22 protein-coding genes are annotated in these 23,787 nt (G+C 41.4%); 14 read left to right on the top strand and 8 right to left on the bottom strand.

What is annotated here, in order from left to right; translation table 11 throughout:
• Position 1: 1 nt before the first annotated feature.
• The 6 genes from argB (at position 2) to DYI81_RS00680 (ending at position 5,071) form a co-directional block, all read left to right on the top strand.
• Positions 2 to 910 (top strand): acetylglutamate kinase, encoded by a 909-nt coding sequence (gene argB, locus DYI81_RS00655; RefSeq protein ID WP_117006421.1) that lies wholly within the window; start codon positions 2 to 4, stop codon positions 908 to 910.
• A 152-nt stretch (positions 911 to 1,062) separates the two neighbouring features.
• Positions 1,063 to 1,842 carry a GNAT family N-acyltransferase gene (locus tag DYI81_RS00660; protein WP_117006521.1) on the top strand — a complete coding sequence of 260 codons (780 nt, stop codon included), beginning with the start codon at positions 1,063 to 1,065 and terminating at the stop codon, positions 1,840 to 1,842.
• Positions 1,843 to 1,943: 101 nt separating this feature from the next.
• Positions 1,944 to 2,792: a class II glutamine amidotransferase gene (locus DYI81_RS00665; RefSeq protein ID WP_106985522.1), complete on the top strand. Its 849-nt coding sequence runs from the start codon at positions 1,944 to 1,946 to the stop codon at positions 2,790 to 2,792.
• A gap of 276 nt (positions 2,793 to 3,068) precedes the next feature.
• Positions 3,069 to 3,524, top strand: coding sequence for a bacteriohemerythrin (locus DYI81_RS00670; RefSeq protein ID WP_106985498.1), 456 nt, complete (start codon positions 3,069 to 3,071; stop codon positions 3,522 to 3,524).
• A gap of 141 nt (positions 3,525 to 3,665) precedes the next feature.
• Positions 3,666 to 4,748, top strand: coding sequence for a hypothetical protein (locus DYI81_RS00675; protein WP_117006422.1), 1,083 nt, complete (start codon positions 3,666 to 3,668; stop codon positions 4,746 to 4,748).
• On the top strand, positions 4,748 to 5,071 hold the full coding sequence (locus tag DYI81_RS00680) for an RnfH family protein (RefSeq protein ID WP_106985500.1): 324 nt from the start codon (positions 4,748 to 4,750) through the stop codon (positions 5,069 to 5,071). Before DYI81_RS00675 ends, DYI81_RS00680 begins: the two co-directional genes overlap by 1 nt.
• Before the next feature lie 43 nt (positions 5,072 to 5,114).
• Here DYI81_RS00680 and bamE read toward each other — a convergent pair whose 3' ends face one another.
• Positions 5,115 to 5,513, bottom strand: coding sequence for an outer membrane protein assembly factor BamE (gene bamE / locus DYI81_RS00685; RefSeq protein WP_117006423.1), 399 nt, complete (start codon positions 5,511 to 5,513; stop codon positions 5,115 to 5,117).
• A 112-nt stretch (positions 5,514 to 5,625) separates the two neighbouring features.
• Here bamE and fur point away from each other — a divergent pair, with 112 nt between their 5' ends.
• On the top strand, positions 5,626 to 6,063 hold the full coding sequence (gene fur, locus DYI81_RS00690; protein ID WP_067766225.1) for a ferric iron uptake transcriptional regulator: 438 nt from the start codon (positions 5,626 to 5,628) through the stop codon (positions 6,061 to 6,063).
• 114 nt (positions 6,064 to 6,177) lie between these two features.
• Here the strand turns inward: fur and DYI81_RS00695 are convergent, their stop codons facing one another.
• Together DYI81_RS00695 and DYI81_RS00700 are read right to left on the bottom strand one after the other, a co-directional pair.
• Complete coding sequence (locus DYI81_RS00695) at positions 6,178 to 7,299, bottom strand: PilT/PilU family type 4a pilus ATPase (RefSeq protein WP_106985502.1); 1,122 nt, start codon at positions 7,297 to 7,299, stop codon at positions 6,178 to 6,180.
• Between the two features lie 31 nt (positions 7,300 to 7,330).
• The gene (locus tag DYI81_RS00700; RefSeq protein ID WP_106985503.1) at positions 7,331 to 8,368 is read right to left on the bottom strand and encodes a type IV pilus twitching motility protein PilT; all 1,038 of its coding nucleotides are present in this window, start codon (positions 8,366 to 8,368) and stop codon (positions 7,331 to 7,333) included.
• 123 nt (positions 8,369 to 8,491) lie between these two features.
• Here DYI81_RS00700 and DYI81_RS00705 point away from each other — a divergent pair, with 123 nt between their 5' ends.
• On the top strand, positions 8,492 to 9,181 hold the full coding sequence (locus DYI81_RS00705; protein ID WP_117006424.1) for a YggS family pyridoxal phosphate-dependent enzyme: 690 nt from the start codon (positions 8,492 to 8,494) through the stop codon (positions 9,179 to 9,181).
• A gap of 57 nt (positions 9,182 to 9,238) precedes the next feature.
• Here the strand turns inward: DYI81_RS00705 and DYI81_RS00710 are convergent, their stop codons facing one another.
• From DYI81_RS00710 to DYI81_RS00720, 3 genes are all read right to left on the bottom strand, one after another.
• Positions 9,239 to 12,835 (bottom strand): AAA family ATPase, encoded by a 3,597-nt coding sequence (locus tag DYI81_RS00710; protein WP_117006425.1) that lies wholly within the window; start codon positions 12,833 to 12,835, stop codon positions 9,239 to 9,241.
• A 9-nt stretch (positions 12,836 to 12,844) separates the two neighbouring features.
• Positions 12,845 to 14,098 (bottom strand): exonuclease SbcCD subunit D, encoded by a 1,254-nt coding sequence (locus tag DYI81_RS00715; RefSeq protein ID WP_106985506.1) that lies wholly within the window; start codon positions 14,096 to 14,098, stop codon positions 12,845 to 12,847.
• 139 nt (positions 14,099 to 14,237) lie between these two features.
• The gene (locus DYI81_RS00720) at positions 14,238 to 14,615 is read right to left on the bottom strand and encodes a VOC family protein (RefSeq protein ID WP_117006426.1); all 378 of its coding nucleotides are present in this window, start codon (positions 14,613 to 14,615) and stop codon (positions 14,238 to 14,240) included.
• Positions 14,616 to 15,055: 440 nt separating this feature from the next.
• Here DYI81_RS00720 and DYI81_RS00725 point away from each other — a divergent pair, with 440 nt between their 5' ends.
• A complete protein-coding gene (locus tag DYI81_RS00725) occupies positions 15,056 to 15,505 on the top strand; it encodes an ABZJ_00895 family protein (RefSeq protein WP_117006427.1) in 450 nt (149 codons plus the stop codon).
• A gap of 65 nt (positions 15,506 to 15,570) precedes the next feature.
• Positions 15,571 to 16,479, top strand: coding sequence for a TIGR01777 family oxidoreductase (locus tag DYI81_RS00730; protein WP_117006428.1), 909 nt, complete (start codon positions 15,571 to 15,573; stop codon positions 16,477 to 16,479).
• A 67-nt stretch (positions 16,480 to 16,546) separates the two neighbouring features.
• Here the strand turns inward: DYI81_RS00730 and DYI81_RS00735 are convergent, their stop codons facing one another.
• The gene (locus DYI81_RS00735) at positions 16,547 to 17,656 is read right to left on the bottom strand and encodes an FAD-dependent oxidoreductase (protein ID WP_117006429.1); all 1,110 of its coding nucleotides are present in this window, start codon (positions 17,654 to 17,656) and stop codon (positions 16,547 to 16,549) included.
• A 199-nt stretch (positions 17,657 to 17,855) separates the two neighbouring features.
• On the opposite strand from DYI81_RS00735, the gene DYI81_RS00740 reads away from it, so the two are divergent.
• A complete protein-coding gene (locus DYI81_RS00740) occupies positions 17,856 to 19,097 on the top strand; it encodes an outer membrane protein transport protein (protein ID WP_106985511.1) in 1,242 nt (413 codons plus the stop codon).
• 64 nt (positions 19,098 to 19,161) lie between these two features.
• On the opposite strand, the gene hemB is transcribed toward DYI81_RS00740, so the two are convergent.
• Positions 19,162 to 20,175, bottom strand: coding sequence for a porphobilinogen synthase (gene hemB / locus DYI81_RS00745; RefSeq protein WP_117006430.1), 1,014 nt, complete (start codon positions 20,173 to 20,175; stop codon positions 19,162 to 19,164).
• 107 nt (positions 20,176 to 20,282) lie between these two features.
• Here hemB and DYI81_RS00750 point away from each other — a divergent pair, with 107 nt between their 5' ends.
• The 3 genes from DYI81_RS00750 to DYI81_RS00760 all read left to right on the top strand — a co-directional run bounded on the left by DYI81_RS00750 (position 20,283) and on the right by DYI81_RS00760 (position 23,719).
• On the top strand, positions 20,283 to 20,780 hold the full coding sequence (locus tag DYI81_RS00750; RefSeq protein ID WP_117006431.1) for a thioesterase family protein: 498 nt from the start codon (positions 20,283 to 20,285) through the stop codon (positions 20,778 to 20,780).
• Positions 20,781 to 21,031: 251 nt separating this feature from the next.
• Positions 21,032 to 22,183 carry an HlyD family efflux transporter periplasmic adaptor subunit gene (locus DYI81_RS00755; RefSeq protein ID WP_106985514.1) on the top strand — a complete coding sequence of 384 codons (1,152 nt, stop codon included), beginning with the start codon at positions 21,032 to 21,034 and terminating at the stop codon, positions 22,181 to 22,183.
• A 6-nt stretch (positions 22,184 to 22,189) separates the two neighbouring features.
• The gene (locus DYI81_RS00760; RefSeq protein ID WP_117006432.1) at positions 22,190 to 23,719 is read left to right on the top strand and encodes a DHA2 family efflux MFS transporter permease subunit; all 1,530 of its coding nucleotides are present in this window, start codon (positions 22,190 to 22,192) and stop codon (positions 23,717 to 23,719) included.
• Positions 23,720 to 23,787 lie beyond the last annotated feature (68 nt).

Below are 23,787 nucleotides of genomic sequence, written 5' to 3' on the forward strand. Positions count from 1 at the left end.
AATGCCACATCAGCATACCGGCATCGACAAAGCACAGATTTTGACAGAGGCTTTGCCGTACATTCAACGTTTTTCAGGTAAAACGCTGGTTGTAAAATATGGCGGCAACGCAATGACTGATCCTGAGCTAGAAAGCTCATTTGCACGTGATATTGTTTTATTAAAAACTGTAGGTTTAAACCCTATTGTGGTTCACGGAGGTGGCCCACAAGTTGATTCGTTTTTGAAGCAATTAGGCCGTGAGTCTGACCGTATTGACGGTATGCGCGTAACTGACCCAGCTACGATGGAAGTTGTAGAAATGGTGTTGGGTGGTAGTGTGAATAAGTCCATTGTGAACCTGATTAATAAGCATGGTGGCCGTGCAATTGGTTTAACAGGTAAAGATGGTAATTTGCTTCGTGCACAGAAATTATTGATGCAGAAGACGGCAGAAGATGGTTCTATCAAAGAAATTGATTTAGGTCTAGTGGGCGAAGTCGTTGGTGTAAAAACTGATGTCTTGGAAATGTTCACGCAAGGTGATTTTATTCCAGTGATTGCACCATTGGGTGTAGATGAAGAAGGCAACACCTATAACATCAATGCAGATTTGGTTGCGGGTAAAGTGGCTGAAGCACTCGGTGCGGAAAAACTTATCTTGTTAACCAATATCAGCGGTGTATTGGATGAAAACAAAAACCTACTGACTGGTTTAAGCACACAAGAAGTTGACCGTTTAATTGAAACGGGCGTGATCTATGGTGGCATGATTCCTAAAGTGGGCTGTGCATTAGATGCAGTGAAGGGTGGTGTGGTAAGTGCACATATTGTCGATGGTCGTGTACCCCATGCAACGTTGTTAGAAATTTTTACTGATCATGGTGTGGGTACTTTAATTACCAACCGTCAAGCTGCTAAAAAAGCTTAAGCCTTCAAGATCGTCTGCTGTAAATATAAAAAGCCCCATTTCGATGGGGCTTTTTTTTGTAGGTTTGAATTGCAACAGAATGCTATGTGGTCATGAAAATGTCATCGCGTACACCTAGTGTAAAACAACGTCAAAGAGCTGAGGTTGTGCACATGTTGGATAAACTAAATCAGTACCGTCAAAATTTTGCCTTACCCTTTTATAAAAAAAACCACAAAGCAACCAGTTATAGTTTTGAGTGGGTTGAAGACTTAGCTGGCCTTCAGCAAGTACAACAATTTAGAGCAGTGCAATTTGGGGCACAGTTTAATTTGCACTTTGCAAATGGGCTAGATCAAGATTTATATGATTTTAATTGTGAACACGCCGTATTACGTGACAAAGTCACTCAAGAAATCGTAGCGTATACCAGAATTAAGCGCTTACAAGGCTATGAGTTAGTCACAAAGAGCTATAGTCAACATGAATTTGATATAGCCAGCCAACTGGGCCATTTAGAGCATATTGTGGAAATTGGACGAACCTGTGTGCATCCACGCTATCGTTCAGGCAAAGCATTGTCTGTGTTGTGGCTAAACTTACTCCCCAAGGTGTTGTGGGAAATGAAAGCCAAATATGTCATTGGTTGTGTGAGTGTGCGGCTCAAGGGCAATGAAGCGCAGGCTTATTACACCCATCAATTTATAAAAAACTTAAAGCAAGGTACGAATTCTATACGGGCACAACAGTCGTATGAACCTGCATATCCGCAATATAGCTTTAAGCAGGATGAACGTATTCCAAAATTGTTTGATGTGTATTTAAAAATGCAGGCAACTTTGTCGCAACAGGCCTATTACGATCAAGAATTTAATTGTGTGGATTATTTTGTTTTTTTAGAGGTAGCCAAAATGGCAAAAAACTTTATTTTTCAGCAAAAAATCACGCAATAGCGTTCAAAATAGCGAGCTGTGATGGATTTTGTTATTTGTAATCGTTTCAGGACTCATGCAGAATAGCGTTATCATTGACCACACTTATGATGATGACGCTTATGTGCCAGCTGTTAGGGATGAATTGTGCGACACCAACGGATATTACGTTTTCTTTCCGTGGTTTCTCTCAGCGTGCAGGTATTACATCGGATCATTGTGATGGTTTTGGTATCGCTTTTTTTGAAGATAAAGCCTGCCGTTTATTTGTAGACAATCAATCCGCCGTTGAATCACCGATTGCTGAATTGATTCGTAATTATCCAATTAAATCACGCAATGTGATTGCGCATATTCGTAAAGCGACCCAAGGTAAAATCAATTTAGAAAATTCGCATCCATTTAGTCGTGAGCTTTGGGGGCGCCAATGGATTTTTGCTCACAATGGTGATTTACATGATTTTTCACCTGAATTAGCAGGTCGTTTTACGCCTGTAGGCAATACAGATAGCGAATTGGCTTTTTGTTATTTGCTCGAACAATTGGTTAAACGTTTTGGCTATGAAGAGCCCAGCTTAGACCAAATCTTTGATGTACTCATTGAGATTTCTCCGCAAATTGCTGAACATGGCACGTTTAACTTCTGTTTATCCAATGGCCAAGCTTTGTTTAGCTATGCCATTACCAAATTACATTGGTTGGTACGTGAGTACCCATTTAAACCTGCACAGTTAATTGATTTAGATGTGGAAGTCGATTTTAGTGAAGTGACGACTGCTGATGATCGTGTGGCAGTTATTACCACAGAGCCTTTAACTCAAAATGAAGTTTGGACGGCATTTAAACCCGGTGAGATGATTCTCTTTCAACATGGTAAGCCTATTCGTCATGCTATGAGTGAAATTGCGCGTTTAGAGCGTGAGCGTTTAGATCCATCTTTGCGTCGCGTGACATTGGCAGATCATTATTGATTGCATTCAATATTCAAAATAATTGAGCTCTATATTTTAAATGACTGTTTTTTTGAAAATAGATGTAATTATTTATATGATTTATACTTGAATTGATTAAAAAATATCTGACTCTTGTGGTCAAGATTAAATATTAAAACAATAATAAACAATGATTTACATAATATTACTTTAAATACACATAATTCCGAGTAAATCACTTCATTTTTATTTAATCTATTTCGCTATATGATTAATTTTATGTGATAAATAATTCAAAAGTGGTAGGTGGTCGTAATGAAAATGAAATGGATTCCAGAATATAATACTGGCATTGATGTGATTGACGATCAGCATAAACGTATTCTTGATTATATTAATGAAATTGATAGTGTAGATGCCAATACGGATCGTGCACGTATTCAAGAAGTATTGAATAATATTATTGACTATACACAGTCTCATTTTACCTTTGAAGAGTCTCTTCAAGAAGAAGCGGGTTATAAATACCGTGTACCACACAAACGTGTACACGATTTATTTATTAAAAAGATTGAGTCATATCGCGATCGTTTTAATATGGGCCACGCGATTGAAGCAGAACTTCATGAAGTATTATCTAAATGGCTCATTAATCATATTCAACACGATGATGCAGATTATGTCGGCGCCGTGAAAGAAAATATGATGGGAATCATTAAAGAAAAAGAACAGAAAAAAGGTAAAAACTGGTTCGCTCGCTTCTTCTCATAATTCAAGATGAACGAGATAAGAAGAACTAAAATCTAATAATGATTTAGCGCAGCAAATCACCGTAAGGTGGTTTGCTTTTTGTTTTTGATTTTCCAGACAGAGCAGGGCAAAATAGCGCTAGCTTTTTTAAAGGAACGCCTCATGCAGGATAATGCTATGTCAAAATGGTTATCGCCTCTGATGGCTTTTTGTGTCTCATTTATTATTATTGCGACTCTTGCGCCAATAACGGGGATTCAAATTGACCGTCAGCTAGATTTCTGGTTGCTCTGGCTTGCAACAATGCTCATTTTAGCATTGCCATTGTGCTATTTAGAAATCGCACTTGCAAAACGCTCAAATACCACCGCTTTACAGGCATTATCTAAATTAACACGCGATGCAGATGCATCTGCGAAATGGCGTTTGGCAGGCTGGTTAGCTGCTGTTTTTATTCCATTTTTGGTGGGTGGTGTACTGTCTAATATTAGTCAGCTTTTACAAGCTACGGCAGTTCCTGCGCTAGGAACACCTATTGTATTGGCAGGTCTTGCAGTATTGGCAATTGTTTTGTCCTTTATCCCACGCCAAATTACGGTACTTCTAACAGCTGTAGGTGTATTGGCTTCTTTAGTGTTGGCCAATGTTATGGGCACACAGCTTCCAGCATGGCATGTTACACCTGTTGAATTTAGTGAATGGGGAAGTGCAACAGTATTGGCTCTAGTTGCGAGTGGTTTAGGGCTAGGCCTATATTGGCAAAGTAGTTTATTCGCAACACAAAGCCAAGAATCTGCAACTCAAACTGCACTACCTATTTGGTTCGCACAATTATTGGCAGTTGTTGCGTTTGGTTTCTTTGCTGTCAAAACAACCGTACCTGCGTATGCATTAGCATTTGCAGCAACAATGTTTGCAGCTTTAGTGCTCAATTTAGCACGTGAACAATTACAGCAGCGCCAAATTGCAATGCCTGTGCAGTGGCTCGTAATACTGGTTCCAGTATTTATTTGGGCAATTCCAAGTATTAGCCCTATTTTCAACACAGTGTTGATTCTCTGGGGCTTGGTGATTTGTTTGGTATATGCGGTTTTCGTTGGTTGGATTATGAAAATTAGCCATTTGCGTAAAGCACTGAATTTTTCAAATGAAGCGTTTTATAATATTTGGCGTATAGCGGTGCGTATTGTTATTCCACTATCGATTGTGTTGGCGATTGTGGCTGTATTAGGTCGGATGCTCTAATGGCGGTACAAAAAATTTGGGTGGCTTATGCTGGCCCGACAGCTCAATTTCATATTTCAGTCCCATTTAATGAAGGCATGACTGCATTAGATGCGATTCGTCTTAGTGGGATTGAGCAACAAACAGAACTCCCCGAAAACCTTCAATTGGGTATTTTTGGTGTGCGTTTAAAAGATCATCAGCAAATTTTACAGGCGGGTGATCGCGTTGAGATTTATCGTGCATTAACGATTAATCCAAAAGAGATACGCCGTAATCGGGCTGCAAAAAATCCGGTCAGTCGTTATTGTCGCGGAAATCGCTTTAAACAATTATGGTCATAAAAAAAACCCCTCAACAGAGGGGTTTATTTTTATATGAAACTGATTATAGTGGCGGTGCAGTTAAAATTGCTTCTTTTGAGCCAGGTAGACCTGGTTGTGATTCTGGAATAGTGTCCAAACCTTCGATTTTTTCGACGATGCCGTTTTGGTTAAAATAAATTTTTAAATGCTGACCAGATGCAGCAGGAATCTTCGCTTTTTTAGCATAGGTTCCTGGGGTATAATTGTAGATGTAGTCCCAGCGCAAAGGATTCATTGGATCTGTAATTGTTGGGCTTCCAAGCACAAAACGAACTTGTTGGAATGTCATACCCACTTGGATTTTTGATGCTTGCGCCTTAGTTAACGGCGTTCCTTGTGGAATATCAACTTTATAAACGCCCAAGGTTGAACAGCCTACGAGCAATGAAGTGACGAACAACGTCAGCATGAGTTTTTGCATTTTGCTACACTATCCCAAATTAATTATGATGCATTTGATCCAAGGATAGATCATACTGCATCTAAAGTTTGTTGCCTATTCCAACTTTAATTTTGTTGAGAGACCTTTTTTCATGCCAATATCAAACCAAGATTTACGCAAAGCTGGACTTAAAGTTACGCTTCCACGAATTAAAATATTGGAATTACTAGAAAATTCAAGACAACATCATTTAAGCGCGGAAGACATTTATAAGACTTTACTTGAACAAGGTGAAGATGTGGGTTTAGCAACTGTGTATCGCGTGTTAACACAGTTTGAAGCTGCTGGGATTATTCAGCGTCATCACTTTGAAAACAACCACTCTGTATTTGAAATTATGCAGGAAGATCATCACGACCATATCGTGTGCCAAAACTGTAACAAAGTGGTCGAGTTTACCAATGATGTGATCGAGCACGAACAGCACGAAGTGGCGAAAAAATTCGGTTTCGAACTGACAGGCCATTCATTAAATCTATATGGTTATTGTGATGCGCCAGCATGCCAAGAAGCATACCGTAAAAAATAATGCCAAACTGGATTTGATTTAGCTTTATGTAAATCAAATCCAATAAGCACAAAAAAAGGCTGAGAGATCAGCCTTTTTTTGTGCTTGAATTTCAGAATCTTAGTAAATTACCGCCTACACTTGACCATCAAAGGTAATGTTGGTGCTGGCATTCATTAAGCGATCTCCACCTTCTTCAGACAATTTGATTTGTAGGCGTAAGTCGTTTGGTGAATCGGCGTGTTTGAGTGCATCTTTGTAGCTAATTTGTTTGGCTTTATAAAGGTCAAACAGGGCTTGGTCAAAGGTTTGCATGCCTAATTCACGAGAACGTTTCATCAGGTCTTTAATTTCATGTACATCACCTTTACGGATCATGTCTGAAATTAAAGGTGAATTGATCAAAATTTCAATCGCAGCACGGCGAGAGTTACCATCAATGGTTGGAATCAACTGCTGTGCAACCACGGCTTTTAGATTTAACGATAAATCCATAAACAATTGGTTGTGACGATCTGCTTCAAAGAAGTGAATGATACGATCTAATGCTTGGTTGGCGTTGTTGGCATGTAGTGTCGCAAATACCAAGTGACCTGTTTCAGCAAAGGCAATGGCATAGTCCATTGTTTCACGTGAACGAATCTCACCAATCAAAATGACATCAGGTGCCTGACGTAAGGTATTTTTCAGTGCGATTTCAAAAGAATCGGTATCAATACCCACTTCACGCTGGGTAATAATGCAACCTTGATGCTCGTGTACAAATTCAATCGGGTCTTCAATGGTGATGATATGACCTTTTGAGTTTTGGTTACGATAACCTACGAGTGATGCTAGGGATGTTGATTTACCTGTACCTGTTGCACCCACAAAGATGATAATACCGCGCTTGGTCATCGCTAATTCTTTTAAAATTGGCGGTAACTTGAGTTGCTCCATAGTCGGAATGATCGTTTCAATACGACGGAGCACCATGCCTGGCTCATCACGTTGCTGAAATGCACTCACACGGAAACGCGCTGATTTAGATGGATTGCTGATTGCAAAGTTACATTCACGTGTTTCTGCAAACTCTTTACGCTGTTTGTCGTTCATTATGGCATTTAATAATTGGCCAACAGTTGAACCTGGCAGTTTTGTAGAGCCAATAGGTACAATTTGACCATTAATTTTCATGGACGGCTCGACATCGGCAGTAATAAAAAGGTCAGAGGCCTTTTTTTCCACCATAAAGTCGAGCAAACCGTTAAAATCCATAAGGTTTCCTCAAATAATATAATGCTAATTTTTATAAGAAAGATTCTGGCTGTTTTGCTGCAGTACGTGCAGTTTGTGGGCTAATGATGCCTTTAGACACTAAAGTTTTTAAGCTTTGGTCTAGCGTTGTCATGCCGTAGTTTGCACCCGTTTGAATGGCAGAGTACATTTGCGCGACTTTGTTTTCACGAATCAAGTTACGGATTGCAGGAATACCGATCATGATTTCATGCGCTGCCACACGGCCACCACCATTTTTCTTTAATAGTGTTTGTGAAATAACCGCTTGTAGTGATTCTGACAACATGGCACGAACCATATCTTTTTCTTCAGCAGGGAATACGTCAATCACACGGTCAATGGTTTTAGCCGCAGATGTGGTATGTAGCGTACCAAATACTAAGTGACCAGTTTCAGCTGCTGTAAGCGCCAAACGGATCGTTTCAAGGTCACGCATCTCACCGACTAAGATAATGTCAGGGTCTTCACGCAGTGCTGAACGAAGTGCTTCGTTAAAGCCGTGGGTATCGCGGTGGACTTCACGCTGGTTAATTAGGCATTTTTTTGATTGGTGTACAAATTCGATTGGATCTTCGACCGTCAAAATATGGTCATAACGGTTGTCATTGATGTAGTCCATCATGGCTGCCAATGTCGTCGATTTACCCGAACCTGTAGGCCCAGTCACCAGTACGATACCGCGTGGGTATTCACAAATCTCTTTAAAGATTTGCCCCATACCCAAATCTTCCATTGAAAGCACTTTTGATGGAATGGTACGGAATACCGCACCAGCACCGCGGTTTTGGTTAAATGCGTTCACACGGAAACGTGCCACGCCTGGAACTTCAAATGAAAAGTCTGTTTCCAATTTTTCTTCATAATCACGGCGTTGCTTGTCATTCATAATGTCGTACACCAATTTGTGTACTTCTTTATGTTCTAATGCAGGCAAGTTAATACGACGAACTTCACCATCTACACGGATCAGTGGAGGCATACCTGCTGATAAGTGTAAATCTGAAGCGCCATTTTTAGCCGAAAATGCCAATAATTCTGTGATATCCATAAAATCCCCGAGTACGTCTAAATCTTAATTATTTTGGTAGAATAATAAGGCTTTCCCTCAGCTTAACCAACTGTTAGTTAAAGGGCAAAGGAAAAAAAGATGAATGAAATGAGAACCTCGTCAATGAATACACTTCAACACGCAAAAGAGCAGGTACTAGAGCAGATTAATCAGGCATGTCTGAAGGCTGGTCGTGCTGGTGAATCTGTACAGTTACTGGCGGTATCTAAGACGCATCCGAGTGAAATGCTGCGTGAAATGTATGCGACGGGGCAGCGTGCATTTGGCGAAAATTATTTGCAGGAATCTTTAGATAAAATTGAAGCACTCAAAGATTTAGAGATTGAGTGGCATTTCATTGGTCATGTGCAGCGCAATAAAACCAAACATTTGGCTTCAAGCTTTGCTTGGGTGCATGGTGTCGACCGTTTAATTATTGCAGAGCGATTATCAAGCCAGCGGGAAGCAACTCAAGCGCCATTAAATATTTGTCTGCAAGTGAATATTGATGCACAAGATACCAAAGATGGCTGTCAGCCGAATGAAGTTGCAGATTTGGTGGCACAGATTTCTTTATTACCGAATTTACGCTTACGCGGTTTGATGGTGATTCCTGCACCCAACAATCCGCAGGCTTTTGTTGATGCCAAAGCGCTCTTTGAGCAAGTCAAAGCACAGCATGCAAAACCTGAAGACTGGGATACCTTAAGTATGGGCATGTCGGGTGATATGACAGATGCGATTGCCGCTGGCTCAACTATGGTTCGTGTGGGGACAGCATTGTTTGGCGCACGCGATTATTCGCAGCAATAATAAATTTAATCCTCCCTAACCCTCCTTTTTCTAAGGAGGGGATTTTCAACGCTTGATTTATCCCACGACTTGAATGGTACTTGCACCTGCACCGATCGGATTGACCTGAATTTGCACTGGGATTCGTTCGTGCATTTCTTGAATATGTGAAATTAATACCACTTTACGACCTTGGTTTTGTAGCTGATCTAGCGCATTCATCACCATGTGCAGACTTGAGGCATCGAGCGTACCAAAACCTTCATCAATAAACAGGCTTTCGATTTTCGTTGTTCCTGATGCCATGCTGGCAATAGCTAAGGATAAAGCGAGCGCGGTTAAGAACGACTCACCGCCTGAAAGCGAAGAAACAGATCTGGTTTCACCATCCATATCATGATCGACAATGGCTAGGCTTAAAGAGTTTTCAAGGCGCTTTAAGGTATAGCGCTGAGAAAGCATCGCCAATTGCTGGTTAGCATACTCAATTAAAATATCGAGGTTATATTGCTGCGCCAAATCACGGAATTTCTTGCCCGTTGCATCGCCCATTAAGCTCGAAATTTTATTCCAACGGTGCTCTTCAGATTGGATCTGTTTTATCTGATCGGCAAATTGCTGCTGTTTTACGACATTGCGCTGATGTACTTCGAGTTTGAGTTTCACTTCATCACGCTGTTCCATCACTTGGGTCATTTGTTCAACCAAGCTTTGCAATTGTGCAAGCAGGGCTTCAAATGTGATTTCAGGCTGCAGTGTTAAGTGCTGCTGTAATTGTTCATCCAATGTTTTTTTGGCAGATTGTGCATCGCTATATGCACGTTCAGCCGCGATCATTTGCTGTTTAAGCTGCAGTTCTTGCTCATGTGTAATTTCACCGAGCTGCTGCAACAAGGCATCATCAAACTCAATATGCAGCGATAACCACTGTTGAATACTTTGTGCAGCTGCTTCCTGTTGATTTTGCAGCTGTAGTTGCTGTGCCTGATACTTTTGCAGCGCTACTTGTGCGGCATCAAAGGTTTGGCGTCGTTGCTCAAACTGTTGACGCACCGTATTAAACTGAGTTTGCAGCTGTTGTCGGCTTTGCTCAAACTGCAATAACCACTCATGCGGTTTTTCAACGGTTACTTGGGTCATGGTAAAAATAGCTTGAATCGCAAGATCGCTATTTTGTTTACCTTCTTCTAATAGTTTCGCAATTCGTTTTTCAGTTGTAGCAATATTCTCTAGACTGAATTTAGTTTGCTGTTTCGCCTGTTCCAGTTGCTGCATTTTCTGATTCAGTTGCGTATCTAGTTCATTGCGTTGTTTTAGGGTGTTGAGGCGCTGTTGTAGTTTCTCATAAACCTGTTCAGTAGCGGTGCGGGTCGATTGCTGCCATGCATGTTTTTCAGTGTCATTGAATAAAGACAAAATAGGTTGAATATTTTGTTCTGCATGCTGTACATCGGTCAGCTGCTTTGTCGTGTGCTGAATGTATTGAGACAAAGTCTGGCTGTTTTGCTGTGCCCGTTCATGGGTTTTTAAATCAGCTTCTGTTTGCTGTAAAGACTGCTGTGTTTTTTCAATATGATGCTTTACAGCTGTTTCAAGTAAGCTCAAATCTGCACTTAAATCATAAGGGATGCTCAGTGCATGAAGTGATTGTTCAAGCTGGGTTTGGACATTGCTCTGCTGCGTGCCGATTGCAATGAGTTGCTGTGCATTGGCTTCAAAGGCAGTGGACTGCTGTGTGCATTTTTTTTGCAGTTGCTGCCACAGATCAAAGGCTGTTTTTTCCTGCGCTAGCGCTTGCTGTTCCTGCTGTTCTTGCAGTTTCAATAGTTCATGGGAAAGCACATCTTGGTTATGTGTATAAGGGTGCTCGGTGCTGCCGCAGACCAAACATGCTTCTCCTGCGACCAGATTAGCTCTGAGCTGTTCTATATTGTCTGCATGCAGTAATCGCTGCTGCTGTAACACTGTTTGCAAACTTTCTCGAGCAGTTTTTTGAGCATGAAACTCAGTTTCAGCTGTGCTGCATTGCTGCTGACTCTGTGCGAGATCAGTTTGCAGTTTTTGCTGCTCTTGCAATTTTTGCTGCTGTTCAACATGAATAGCGTGGTAACGCTGCCAATGACTCTTGGTGACATCCAACTGATTAAGACGATTTATTAGGTCTTCACGTGATGTACGTAAGCCTGTAATTTTAGAATTGAGCACTTGGTCTTGCCCAAATTGCTGAATAAGCTGTTCAAGCTGTTGCTGTTTTTGAGCGACTTGCTGCGTAGCTTGCGCGACATCACCATATTGCTGCTCAAATTGCACATAACTTTGAATAAAGCGCTGTAAAGGGCTGAGATGTGCAGACAGCGCTTCATCTAAAACTTGAAAATGTGCTGTTTGCAGCAGTAGGGTATTTTGCTGCTCTAACTGTTGTTCTAACTGCTGCTGCACTTGTTGCAATTGCTGTTCGGATTGAAGTAGCGGGGCATGCTGCTCTTGCAGTTTTTTGAGTTCATCTTTCACAGCAATGAGCTGATCGCCTAGCACTCGGCGGTCGGCAATCCGTGCACGTACTACATCAATTTGATCTTGATGATCTACTTCAAATTGATGCTGCTGTTTTTGCTGCAGATCAATTTGTTCAAATTGCGCTTTCTCATGATTAAACTGAATTTCAATTGTGCTGAACTGCTGCTGTGCCTGAGTCAATTGAGGCTGCAGCGCCACCATTTCAGTATTTAAATTCTTGCGTTGAATGATGCTTGGACGGATTGAGGCGAATTTTTCCAGTTGTTGCAATTGCAGCTTCTGTGGCTGCAGTGCATCAAGTTGCTGCTGTTGAACAGTCAGATATTGTTCACGCTGCTGAATATCCGCAATTAGTTTGTCTTTGTGTTGAAACCATTGCTGCTGTTTGAGCAGTTGCTCCTTTTCATTTTCAAATTTTTGGTAAGTATCTGCATGGCTTTGAAATTGCGCCGTGTGTAAGGCAATATCTTCATCAGACAATATTTCAATATGTCCTAAAACATTTTCCAGCTCTTTACGCTGATTGGCAATTTCTTTGGTTTTATCAAAGGCCAATTGACCAATTTTTGCGAAGATTTCAGAGTTGGTTAGATATTCTAAAAGTTTTCCACGTTCATTATCACGTGCTTTTAAAAAAGCAGTGACCTCTGATTGTGCGAGTAGTACTGTACGGGTAAATTGTTCGAAACTGAGTTTTATAATTTCGGGGATATGCTTTTCAACCTGTTTGGTTTGATTAGCAATAATTGTTTCGTCCGTTAAGCATTTTAGTGAACGCTGTACACTTTGCAATTTACCGTTTGGGTTTTCACGTGCACGTTTAATTTCCCAACGTGCAGCATAGACTTTTTGGTCTTGAGCAACAAAGCTGAGCTCGGCAAAGCCTTGGGCTGTACCACGGCGCAATATTGTTTGTGTTGATTTCGTGAGGAGTTCTGACCCATCTACATCAATAAGTTTACCATCGCTGTTTTTAAGACGTGGTACCTCGTTGAATAACGCCAAACACATGGCATCTAAAATGGTAGATTTACCTGCGCCTGTTTTGCCGATAATTGCCACTAAACCTGCACTGGCTAAGGGCTCAGATTCAAAATCAATAAAATGCTCACCTGCTAAAGATGCCAAGTTTTTAATACGTATAGATAAAATTTTCATGGCAATTCCTTAAGCGTTCGCATCATCTTCAAGTGATTTCTGTGCTTCATCGACCAAACTTAAAAAATCTTTCATTACGGTGTCATCAGCACCGTAGCCTTGTTTTTCCCAAAGATTTTGGAATAATTTTTCAGGCGTAGGCGGATCAAGGTTGATTGCAGCTTGCTGCTGATTATTTTGATCTGAAGTTAAATAACGGCGGCTGATGCGCACCAAACGATAACGGTTTGGCGCTAAAGCCTCTTCAAACTGCTGTCTTAAATTAGGTGCAGGCGGGGTGTCGGTATGATATTCAATTTCGACATATTCACGCTGATCAATATCTTCAATTTCACCGCTTGCCAAAGCAGATAATTGTTCCAAAACTTTTGGAATTGTGCCTTTGATTCGATGCAATTGCACACTGCGCGGAATCGCTAAGGACTCCATTTGAAAGCGTGATTCATCGCTTTGAGTCGGGTCAATACTGATCTCAAGCACTTGGTGCTTATAATTGATTTCACTAAATGACAGGGGAATCGGTGAGCCGCTATAACGGATATGAGCCTGTCCGACTTTTTGCGGTTTATGCAAATGCCCAAGTGCAACATAGTCGATTACATCATCAAATAGCGCAGTCGAAAGCGCTTCTTCATTGCCAATAATAATCGGGCGCTCTGAGTCCGAGGTTTCACCGCCTTGCATGTGGGCATGTGACATTAAAATTAAGGCTTGATCTGGGGTTTTACGTGCTTTGGCTTCTGCAATTAATTGCTGATGTACATAGGCAATGGCATTTTGACTATTGGTGGTTTGATCATTTAAACCAGTAATCTCGGCAGCCCGTAAAAAAGGTAAAGTCAGACACCATGCCACGATATTTTTTTGTTCATCATAAATAGGTACGAGCAGTCGGTCTAAATCGAGCTGACCTTCGGTATTTTTATGGACCACGCCAACAGCTTTGGCATGGTATTTTTCTAATAATGGCTCAACTTGCTCAATACGGTAGCCTGAGTCATGGTTGCCTGCGATCATCAGGGTTTGCATGTGCGGGGCACGTTCATGCGCATCCGCTAAAAACTGATAGAGCTGCTTTTGCGCTCTAGATGCAGGGTTGATGACATCAAAAATATCACCTGCAATGAGCAGGGCATGCGGCTGTTTTTGTGCTATTTGCTCAAGCAGCCAATTGAGAAACTGTTCATGTTCGTAGTCACGCGAATGGTTATAGAAGAATTGTCCTAAATGCCAATCAGAAGTATGAAAAAAACGAACAGTCATGCTAGCCCCAAAACATCAAAAGATTTGATTGGGCTCTAAAGTATCATAAATACTGAATATTCCGTTGGTTATTGATTATTCATGCGTCAAGCTAAGTCGCTTAGGGCGTTGCTAAAATATGAGCATTTGTACAAAGTGGTTATGCTGCATTGGGATCGACTTGCACAAGTCCAAAAGTATTGTGGTCGGGATCTAAGAAATAGCCTTGCCAGCATTTGCCTGCAATGGCGAATTTTTCCATAGCGACTTGACCGCCATTCGCTAAAATTTTAGCTGCTGTTGCATCAAAATTTTTAACTTCAATCGAACAGGTAAAGGCATTGGTGCCACAATGTGTGGGCGGGGTCTGGGCAGGTCGCTCGAGTAAGCCACCATGTATACCCGCAGTTTCAATTTGATAATATTGAATGGGAAGGCCGTCTACACGATGAAAAGTCCAACCAAATATTTCACTGTAGAATTGTGTGTCTCGTTCAGGATTTGAAGATTGAATTTCAAAATAAATAACAGCATTCATGCGGAGATGCTCCAGCAGAAGGAATGAGATGAGATTGATCTTAAGGTATAGCTTTGCAGACGATGTGCGTTTTTCTGTAAAGATGAGTGCTTGGATTGAAATTTTAAAAATTGAGTTAGAATGATAAGACTGAGTTTTGTGTTGAAATAAAAAACGCAGAAAATAAAAGACCGACGATTCGAGTGATGGTGAAATCGTCGGTCAAAAAATCTATTTCAAGGTTTAAGATTTGGCTGCTGTTCAAAGGCTCAAACCTGAAAAGAAAATTATTGCTTTAAGAAAGGTCACCGAAACATTGTGGATGCCAGTACAAATCATCGGCTGCTACAGACCTTGTACCCTATATAACGCTACCTATGAGAGATTGGTTGACAATAAAATGAAAAAAAATTCATTTTTTTTTATACTGAACTGATTTTATTTCTTAGGTCATCATTCAGATGTCGCTAACTCATTATTTTGTCATGTTTTTTATCATTTGCTTGGTGCTCAGCTGTGTTTGCGGTGTGTTGGCCGCGCTACTACCAATGGGTGTAGGCGGTATTTTAACAGCTGTACCCTATATCGTGGCAATGGTTTGGGTGCTTTATATCTTTTTAAAGCGAAATCAACGTGCACCAACACAGGCAGAGCGTAAAAAAATCACTTTAGGCTTTACCTTAATTTTTTGGGGTTACAACATTGCCTTTCAAATTTTAGGCGTTGCTTTATTTGCGATAAAAGATCCTGAAATTTGGCAAAACTTTATATCGTACTTACAACAGCCTAAGTTTATGAGTTTGGTGGTTATTATGGGTATGCTGTTGGCGATTCCATTGTATTTACTTACCTATTGGTTTTATGGCGCGCAAGCAAAGCGCATGTCAGTTAAAATGTTTGGCCATGAATAAGGCTTGAACAAAACATGAACTTATCTTATAGATGGTAGGGTATCTCCATTTATTAGAGACGGTTTATGCTGAAGGAACGGGTGTTAATTACAGGGGCGAGTGGTTTTATTGGTACACGCCTGACGGAATACTTGTTAGCTAAAGATTATGCGGTTATTGGTTTAAGTCGTAAAAAAGATTTGGTTTCGCCGCATCCTGATATGCAATGGATAACAGCGCTCAGTGAGTTAAAAACAGACCAGATTGATTATGTGATTAATTTGGCGGGTGAAAGCATTGGGCAGGGGCGCTGGACGGCTGCGCGTAAGCAAAAATTAATTGCCAGTCGAGTACAAACAACTGAGCAATTGTACCGGTACTTAGAACAGCGCCGTATTGTACCCAAATGCATTATTTCGGGCTCTGCAATTGGTTATTATGGAATAGACACCACTGAGCAGTGGCAACAGGCATGTACCGAGCAGTCGCCCGCCCAAACCATCTTTCAATCTGAGCTGTGCCAACAGTGGGAACAGACTGCGCTACAATTTTCGAATCAAAATACTAAAATCATTCGGCTGGGGATTGTGCTGTCTGCAAAAGGTGGCATTTTACCGCAAATGTTATTGCCTATTCGATTGAACGTGGCTGGAAAAATAGGTCACGGACGCCAACCCGTGGTATGGATTCATATTCGTGATGTATTGCAAAGCATTGAATTTATAATGACATCGAATGTACCTAAACAGGTGTGGAACTTGGTGGCACCTGAGCGAGTGAGTCAGGCAGATTTTGTCTCTTTAGCATCCAGACAATTAAATAAACGACCACTATTAAACTTACCTTCAGGTTTAATGAAGTTAGTGCTAGGTGAGCAATCACAATTGATTTTAAATGGTCAATATGTCAACCCCCAAGCTTTACTCGATGCTGGCTATAAGTTTCAGTTCTCTACACTCAAAGAAGCATTAGCCAATTTATTAGCGTCACATTAAGTTCATATAAGCGAGCAATAAAAAATGCCTGATGAACAGGCATTTTTTATATGGCGCGCTGTGAGGTTTAATGGAGGCTCGTTAATGCTAAAGGGCTGTAGGCCTGTGGATTAACAAGGGTGTCTTGTTGTAGCACCAGCTGACGCAGTAACTGTGCAGAAGCTGGCCCCATACATAAGCCATTTCGATAATGACCGAAATTCGCCCATAAGTTGGTGGTATTAGGCATTTGTCCAATATAGGGAATACCTGTGGGTGAGCTTGGGCGTAAGCCAGCCCATTGTTTTACAATCTGAAGTTCTGCAAGTGCAGGAACCATTTTCAGGCTGGCCTTATAAATATCTTGTTGAACGTGTGTAGATGGACGGTGATCAAATCCTAAATGATTCATGCTTGATCCACAGACAATATGACCGTCGCGACGTGGAATTAAGTACATTACTTCATTCATACACATGGTCGGTAGCCAATTTTCTGGGCCTTTAAACAGGAGCATTTGACCTTGAACGGGAGCTATAGGAATCTGTAGCCGAAGTTGGCTAGACCAATGTTCTGACCATGCTCCTGTGCTAATGACATAATGATCTGCTTCAAAATGTTCACCACGTGTGCTTTCGATCGCTTGAATTTGTGTATCTTGAATAATGAATTGTTCAATCCACGTCTGTTCATAAAACTGCACCTGCGGATGCTGTTTTAAGTAGCCAATGATGGATTTAAGCAGGCGAGGATTACGCACATTGGCAATTTGAGGAAAATAAATGGCTTGTTCAAATTGATGAGAAATCCGTGGATTCAGCTGTTTTATTTTGTCGTATTGTAGATGTTCGCAGTATTGCATAGGTTCATCATGCAATTTGGCATAATTCAAACCAATCTCAAAATCAGCTTGATCAAAAATCAGCATGCCTGTTTCATGTATTTCGAAGTCGATACCAGAAATAGGGCATAGTTTTTCATTCCATGTGCGATATAAGTCTTTACCGTGTTTGGCCAAGTCATTGACCGCTTGCGGGTAGCGCCAAGGATACATCGGAGAGAGAATACCGCCCCCTGCCCAAGAGGCTGCTTTACCCGCAGATTGTTGATCGAAAATTGAAACTGAACAGCCTTGATCTATAAATTCTAGGGCAGACAATAAGCCGCTAATGCCTGCACCTATGATGGCAATATGCATTCCGTGTTACTGCATCTTCAAAAATAAGGGCAATTATAAAGCATCTGATTGGCTTTTGAGTCTTAGAATGCCGATATGACCAATCGATTTGTTTTCTTTTTTCTATATCTCTAAAAAAGATAAGCTTGTTGTTTTTTATTCGATTACAAAATATCGCAAACAAAATATGATTTCCTTAATTAAAAATAAGGGCGTCACGATGAAAACAATTTATAGCGCATTATCTTTGGGGATATTGGCAATATTCAGTAGTGCAACACATGCGACGACTGGATATTTTATGCATGGTTATGGTGTTAAAGCGCAGGGTAATGCAGGTACATCAATTGCAAATTTTAATGACGCATTAACAATTGCCAGTAACCCAGCAGGTTTGAGTTGGGTGGGGCAGCAAGTCAATGTTGGCGCAACAGTATTTGCGCCAGATCGTTCTGCCAATATTCAAGATAGCCCGCAAGCCAATGGTGAATATGATGCCAATGGACGTGAATATTTTGTGATTCCAGAAGTGGCTTATAGTCATCCAGTGAATGATCAAATTGCTGTAGGTTTTGCGATTTATGGCAATGGCGGGATGAACACCAGCTATAAACAAAGCCCTTTTGAAAAATATGGCAGTACAGGCCCTGCTGGCGTAAATTTATCTCAAGTATTTTTCTCGCCTGCTGTGGCATGGAAATATGCACCGAACCAATCTGTGGCGGTCGCATCGAATATTATGTATCAGCAATTTGAAGCCAAGGGCATTGATGGTTTTGCCCAGCTTTCACAAGACAGCAGTAATTTAAGTAATCGCGGAAAAGATTCGTCAACGGGTATTGGTTTTAAATTGGGATGGTCTGGGCAGTTCTTTGATGACCAATTGACCTTAGGTGCTAAATATTCATCTAAAGTTAAAGCTGGTACATTTGATAAATACCGTGGTTTATTCGCAGAAAATGGTGGTTTTGATGTGCCTGAAAGCTATGGTGTAGGCGCTGCATTTAAACTTACACCCGCATTAACGCTGGCAGCTGATGTTGAACGGATTAACTATTCAGATATTGCTTCCGTGGGTAATCCGCTCAATTTAACCCAACCGCTGGGGACTGCTCAAGGAGCGGGTTTTGGCTGGCAAGATATTAATATTTATAAAGTGGGTGCAACTTATCAGGCTACACCTAAACTTAGCTTACGTGCAGGTTATAGCCATAATGATCAGCCCATTCAAGCGGATCAGACCTTCTTAAATATCTTAGCTCCAGGCGTGGTACAAGATCATTTAAGTCTGGGGGCTACATGGTTAATCGACACACATCAGGATGTCAGCATTGCATATACCCATGCTTTAGAAAAAGAAGTGAAGGGGCAAAACTCTATTCCCGCAAACTTTGGTGGGGGCAATGCCAACCTAAAAATGAATCAGAATATTTTAGGTTTAGCCTATAGCTATAAGTTTTAAGCATCTTAAGCAAAATAAAAAAAGCATCTGATCAGATGCTTTTTTTATGGCTAAATGAAGACACTTATTTCATGTCTTTTAACATGAGCGCGGCTTCTTCGGCAAAGTAGGTCCAAATACCATCAGCACCTGCACGGCGACAGCTCATCAGTGATTCAATAATCACATTTTCAGATAACCAACCGTTTTGAATGGCACCCGCCAACATGGCATATTCACCGCTGACTTGATATACAAAAGTTGGAATACCAAAAGTATCTTTGACTTCACGGACAATGTCGAGATAAGGCATACCAGGCTTCACAATCACCATGTCTGCACCTTCTTGGATATCTAAGGCGATTTCATGGAGTGCTTCTGCGCGGTTACCAATATCCATTTGATAATTGTACTTGTTACCACCTTTTAAGTTGCTTGAAGACCCGACAGCATCACGGAAAGGGCCATAGAAACTAGATGCATATTTTGCAGAATACGCCATGATATTGGTATAGATATGGCCATTGGCTTCAAGTGCTTGGCGAATCGCGCCAATACGACCATCCATCATATCGCTCGGTGCAACAACATCTGCACCCGCTTCAGCATGACTTAAAGCTTGTTTAATTAAACATTCTACAGTTTCGTCATTTAACACATAGCCTGTGTCATCAATAATGCCATCTTGACCATGAGTCGTGTACGGATCGAGTGCGCCATCGGTAATCAATACCATTTCAGGCAATTCTTTTTTAAGCAGGCGAACTGTATTTTGGACTAAGCCATTGTCTTGCCAAGCGGCTTCAGCGCTCAGACTTTTGTCTTCTTGTGGAGTTACAGGAAACAGCGCTAATTTTGATACGCCTAATTCCATTAAGCTTTCAGCTTTTTTAAGCAGTAGATCTGCAGATAAACGCTGAACATTTGGCATGCTTGGAATATCTTGGGTTTGATTTTGACCAGGCAATACAAATACAGGATAAATAAGGTGATCAGCCGTCAGTTGGGTCTCTCGAACCATGGCACGCAATTTATCATTTTTACGAATGCGGCGCATACGAGTGGCAGGAAATGCTGGACGATTGAACGTATAGGTCATAACAATCTCAATGATCAGTCTTAAACTAGAGCTATTGTAGACTTATAATCCTGTTTTAGGACAACACGCTTCATTTTTTTATTCAATTAAGGTAATTCGAGCAGACTATGACGGACGCAGCAAAAAATTGGACAGGTAATATGGATTTAAGCTCGAATGTAGACATGACACAAATTTTACAAGGTTTGTGTCAGGCGTTTAATGCATCGCCATTTTTTGCTCAAAGTCTCATGCACATGTCAGTGGTAGACGGGCAAATTGAAGCACGTGTAGATATGGCACCAAATTTGGTGGGTAATGTGGCATTTCAAATTTTGCATGGCGGTGTGGCTGCAACTTTGCTAGACAGCATTGGCGGCATTTCTGCAATGGGTGAGCTCTATAAGCATGCAAAAGCTGAAGATATGACCGAAACCAGTAAAAAGGTATCCCGTTTGGCAACAGTGGACATGCGTGTAGATTATTTAGCACCAGGCCGTGGCCAATATTTTACAGCCCGAGCAGAAACTTTACGTTTAGGTCGTAAGGGCTGCACCATGCGTATGACTATGCACAATGATGAAGGCAAAGCGATTGCAACAGCGATTGCATCGTATGCATATTAATATTGGCTTAAGCTAACTTTATAATAATACAGAATAATTGACAGCACAGGATGCGAATCTTGTGTTGTTTTAAAGAAATGAAGACTGAACAGTTACATTTATATTCTCAAAACATGATTATCTCGCTATAAAATGCGTCAAATTTAAAAAATGACTTTTTCATCGACATCATAGAGGACAAAAATGTCCGATATTTGCGGGATGCAAATATGTTGCCGTTTGAGTAAGTCTGTTGGATTTAGGAAAAATCAATGACAGATGCCCAAGAAACACTGCCAGAGACTCAAACAGTGCCTCAACTCAGCGATTCAGAACTGAAAGCCAAAAGAAAGAAAAGTTTGACCTTTGTTGCATTAATTTTAGTGATTGCTGTAGCGATTTATCTGATTTGGAAATTATTTTTTAACCAAAGTGTATCAACCGATAATGCTTATGTGGGTGCTGAAACAGCATCAGTCACATCGATGGTGACAGGGCAAGTGGCTGATGTATTGGTTAGTGATACGCAGCAGGTTAAAAAAGGTCAGGTCTTAGTTCAGGTTGATCCACGGGATGCTGAAATTGCCTTGGCACAAGCAAAAGCAGAATTAATGAAGGCACAGCGTCAATATAAACAAACGGCAGCCAACAGTAGTGCTTTAAATTCACAAGTCTTTGTGAGCGATGATGGTATTCATAGTGCTGAAGCACAAGTGGCCAAAGCTAAAGCAGAACTCAATAAAGCACAAGATGAACTGAATCGTCGTCAGCAATTGAGTGCTTCGGGTGCAATTTCTAAAGAAGAATTAAGCACCGCACAAAGCGCCGTAAATAATGCACAAGCAGGGTTTGACCTCGCTCAAGCAGGTTTAGCGCAGGCAAAATCGAGTCAAAAAGCTGCACAAAGCTCTTTAGCAGCCAACAATGCTTTAATTCAAGGCAGCAATGAACATTCAACCCCTGATGTATTGGTTGCTCAAGCAAAACTCAAACAGGCTGAATTAGATCTAGAGCGCACAGTCATTAAAGCGCCTTTTGATGGTGTGGTGACCAGTCGTAAAATTCAGGTTGGCCAGCGTGTGGCACCGGGTTCAGTGTTATTGATGGTTGTGCCAATTTCACAGTTATATGTCGATGCCAATTTTAAAGAAAGCCAATTAGAGCGTGTCAAACCAGGGCAAAAAGTCACACTTACGTCAGATCTATATGGTGATAGCGTGGAGTACACAGGCACAGTGGTGGGCTTTTCTGGTGGAACAGGCGCAGCTTTCGCTTTAATTCCAGCACAAAATGCAACAGGAAACTGGATTAAAGTTGTACAGCGCTTACCTGTTCGTATTCGTTTAGATCAACAGCAATTGGCCGAACATCCACTGCGTGTGGGCTTGTCGATGGAAGCAAAAATTGACTTAAGCACGAAGTAAACACCTATGAATAGCTATGTTCCTTATGGTGATTTAAAAGGTAGCCGATTGATATTGGCAGCCTTTGTGCTGGCATTGGCAAACTTTATGGTTGTGCTCGACATGACCATTGCCAATGTATCGGTCACACATATTACGGGTAGTTTGGCTGTTTCTAGTTCGCAAGGGACGTGGGTCATTACATCCTATGCGGTGGCAGAGGCCATTTGTGTGCCTTTAACAGGTTGGCTGGCAGGACGCTTTGGCGGGGTCAAAGTTTTTACTGTGAGCCTAATCGGGTTTACGGTATTTTCGGTACTATGCGGTCTATCGACCAGCTTAGAAATGCTGGTGTTTTGCCGAATAGGTCAAGGCTTGTTTGGTGGCCCAATTATGCCACTCAGCCAAATGTTGCTCCTTCGTATTTTTCCACCTGAAAAACAATCACAAGCCATGGGCATGTGGGCCATGACTACCGTCGTTGGGCCAATTTTAGGGCCAATTTTGGGTGGTTCCATCAGCGATAATTTGTTGTGGCACTGGATTTTCTTTATTAATATTCCAGTGGGAATCATCTGTGCGATGGCAGCGATGCGTTTATTGAAACCCGCTGAAACAGAAATCGCGAAACTCAAAATTGATATGGGTGGCCTCGTTTTATTGGTGCTATGGATTGGCGCTTTGCAGTTGATGTTGGATTTGGGCCATGAACGAGACTGGTTTAATAGCCCAGTGATTATGGTTCTGGCGCTGACCGCACTGATTGGATTGGTGATTTTTACCATTTGGGAGCTGACAGAGCGGCATCCTGTGGTCAATATTCAAATCTTTAAATATCGAAGCTTTACTATATCAGTTGTGGCATTGGCCTTAGGCTTTGGTGCATTCTTTGGCAGTATTGTACTGATTCCGCAGTGGCTACAAATTAACTTGGGCTATACCGCAACTTGGGCCGGTTATTTAACTGCAACCATGGGCTTGGGCAGTTTAACCATGTCGCCATTGGTGGCGAAGCTGGCGACAAAATACGACCAACGTGCGCTAGCAAGTTTTGGTCTTAGTATATTGGGTGGTGTAACTCTGATGCGCGCCTTTTGGACTACAGATGCAGATTTCTTTTCTTTAGCATTGCCCCAAATTCTACAAGGTTTTGCGGTGCCATTTTTCTTTATTCCACTGTCTAATATGGCTTTGGCTTCAGTTCAACCACAAGAAATGGCTTCTGCTGCGGGCTTAATGAACTTTTTAAGAACCATGGCAGGTGCAATCGGCGCATCGATTGCAGTTACAATTTGGGATGATCATACCAAACTTGCACGCGCCGATATGGTGGGAAGCTTACATGTAGAAGATACACAAGCGACGTTGATGCAACAAGGCATGAGCTCACAAGGGGCTTTGTGGTATATCACCAGCTTAGTCGATAAAGAAGCCTTAACCTTGTCTGCCAATCATGTATTTTTACTCTTGGCGATGATCTTTATATTCGCAGCCCTCATCATTTGGTTATGCCCACGACCTAAAATTGTGGAAGGGGCAGGCGGACATGCACATTAAGCCTTAGCCTTAAATGAACATCAGATAAAAAACCGCATTGATTGCGGTTTTTTATCTGTTGAGAATGA

This window comes from Acinetobacter sp. SWAC5 (genome assembly GCF_003419885.1).
GTDB lineage: Bacteria > Pseudomonadota > Gammaproteobacteria > Pseudomonadales > Moraxellaceae > Acinetobacter > Acinetobacter cumulans.

Coding starts and splice junctions, on each gene's coding strand:
- argB (WP_117006421.1), top strand. CDS start 2: ATGCCACATCAGCATACCGGCATCGACAAAGCACAGATTTTGACAGAG.
- DYI81_RS00660 (WP_117006521.1), top strand. CDS start 1,063: ATGTTGGATAAACTAAATCAGTACCGTCAAAATTTTGCCTTACCCTTT.
- DYI81_RS00665 (WP_106985522.1), top strand. CDS start 1,944: ATGTGCCAGCTGTTAGGGATGAATTGTGCGACACCAACGGATATTACG.
- DYI81_RS00670 (WP_106985498.1), top strand. CDS start 3,069: ATGAAAATGAAATGGATTCCAGAATATAATACTGGCATTGATGTGATT.
- DYI81_RS00675 (WP_117006422.1), top strand. CDS start 3,666: ATGCAGGATAATGCTATGTCAAAATGGTTATCGCCTCTGATGGCTTTT.
- DYI81_RS00680 (WP_106985500.1), top strand. CDS start 4,748: ATGGCGGTACAAAAAATTTGGGTGGCTTATGCTGGCCCGACAGCTCAA.
- bamE (WP_117006423.1), bottom strand. CDS start 5,513: ATGCAAAAACTCATGCTGACGTTGTTCGTCACTTCATTGCTCGTAGGC.
- fur (WP_067766225.1), top strand. CDS start 5,626: ATGCCAATATCAAACCAAGATTTACGCAAAGCTGGACTTAAAGTTACG.
- DYI81_RS00695 (WP_106985502.1), bottom strand. CDS start 7,299: ATGGATTTTAACGGTTTGCTCGACTTTATGGTGGAAAAAAAGGCCTCT.
- DYI81_RS00700 (WP_106985503.1), bottom strand. CDS start 8,368: ATGGATATCACAGAATTATTGGCATTTTCGGCTAAAAATGGCGCTTCA.
- DYI81_RS00705 (WP_117006424.1), top strand. CDS start 8,492: ATGAATACACTTCAACACGCAAAAGAGCAGGTACTAGAGCAGATTAAT.
- DYI81_RS00710 (WP_117006425.1), bottom strand. CDS start 12,835: ATGAAAATTTTATCTATACGTATTAAAAACTTGGCATCTTTAGCAGGT.
- DYI81_RS00715 (WP_106985506.1), bottom strand. CDS start 14,098: ATGACTGTTCGTTTTTTTCATACTTCTGATTGGCATTTAGGACAATTC.
- DYI81_RS00720 (WP_117006426.1), bottom strand. CDS start 14,615: ATGAATGCTGTTATTTATTTTGAAATTCAATCTTCAAATCCTGAACGA.
- DYI81_RS00725 (WP_117006427.1), top strand. CDS start 15,056: ATGTCGCTAACTCATTATTTTGTCATGTTTTTTATCATTTGCTTGGTG.
- DYI81_RS00730 (WP_117006428.1), top strand. CDS start 15,571: ATGCTGAAGGAACGGGTGTTAATTACAGGGGCGAGTGGTTTTATTGGT.
- DYI81_RS00735 (WP_117006429.1), bottom strand. CDS start 17,656: ATGCATATTGCCATCATAGGTGCAGGCATTAGCGGCTTATTGTCTGCC.
- DYI81_RS00740 (WP_106985511.1), top strand. CDS start 17,856: ATGAAAACAATTTATAGCGCATTATCTTTGGGGATATTGGCAATATTC.
- hemB (WP_117006430.1), bottom strand. CDS start 20,175: ATGACCTATACGTTCAATCGTCCAGCATTTCCTGCCACTCGTATGCGC.
- DYI81_RS00750 (WP_117006431.1), top strand. CDS start 20,283: ATGACGGACGCAGCAAAAAATTGGACAGGTAATATGGATTTAAGCTCG.
- DYI81_RS00755 (WP_106985514.1), top strand. CDS start 21,032: ATGACAGATGCCCAAGAAACACTGCCAGAGACTCAAACAGTGCCTCAA.
- DYI81_RS00760 (WP_117006432.1), top strand. CDS start 22,190: ATGAATAGCTATGTTCCTTATGGTGATTTAAAAGGTAGCCGATTGATA.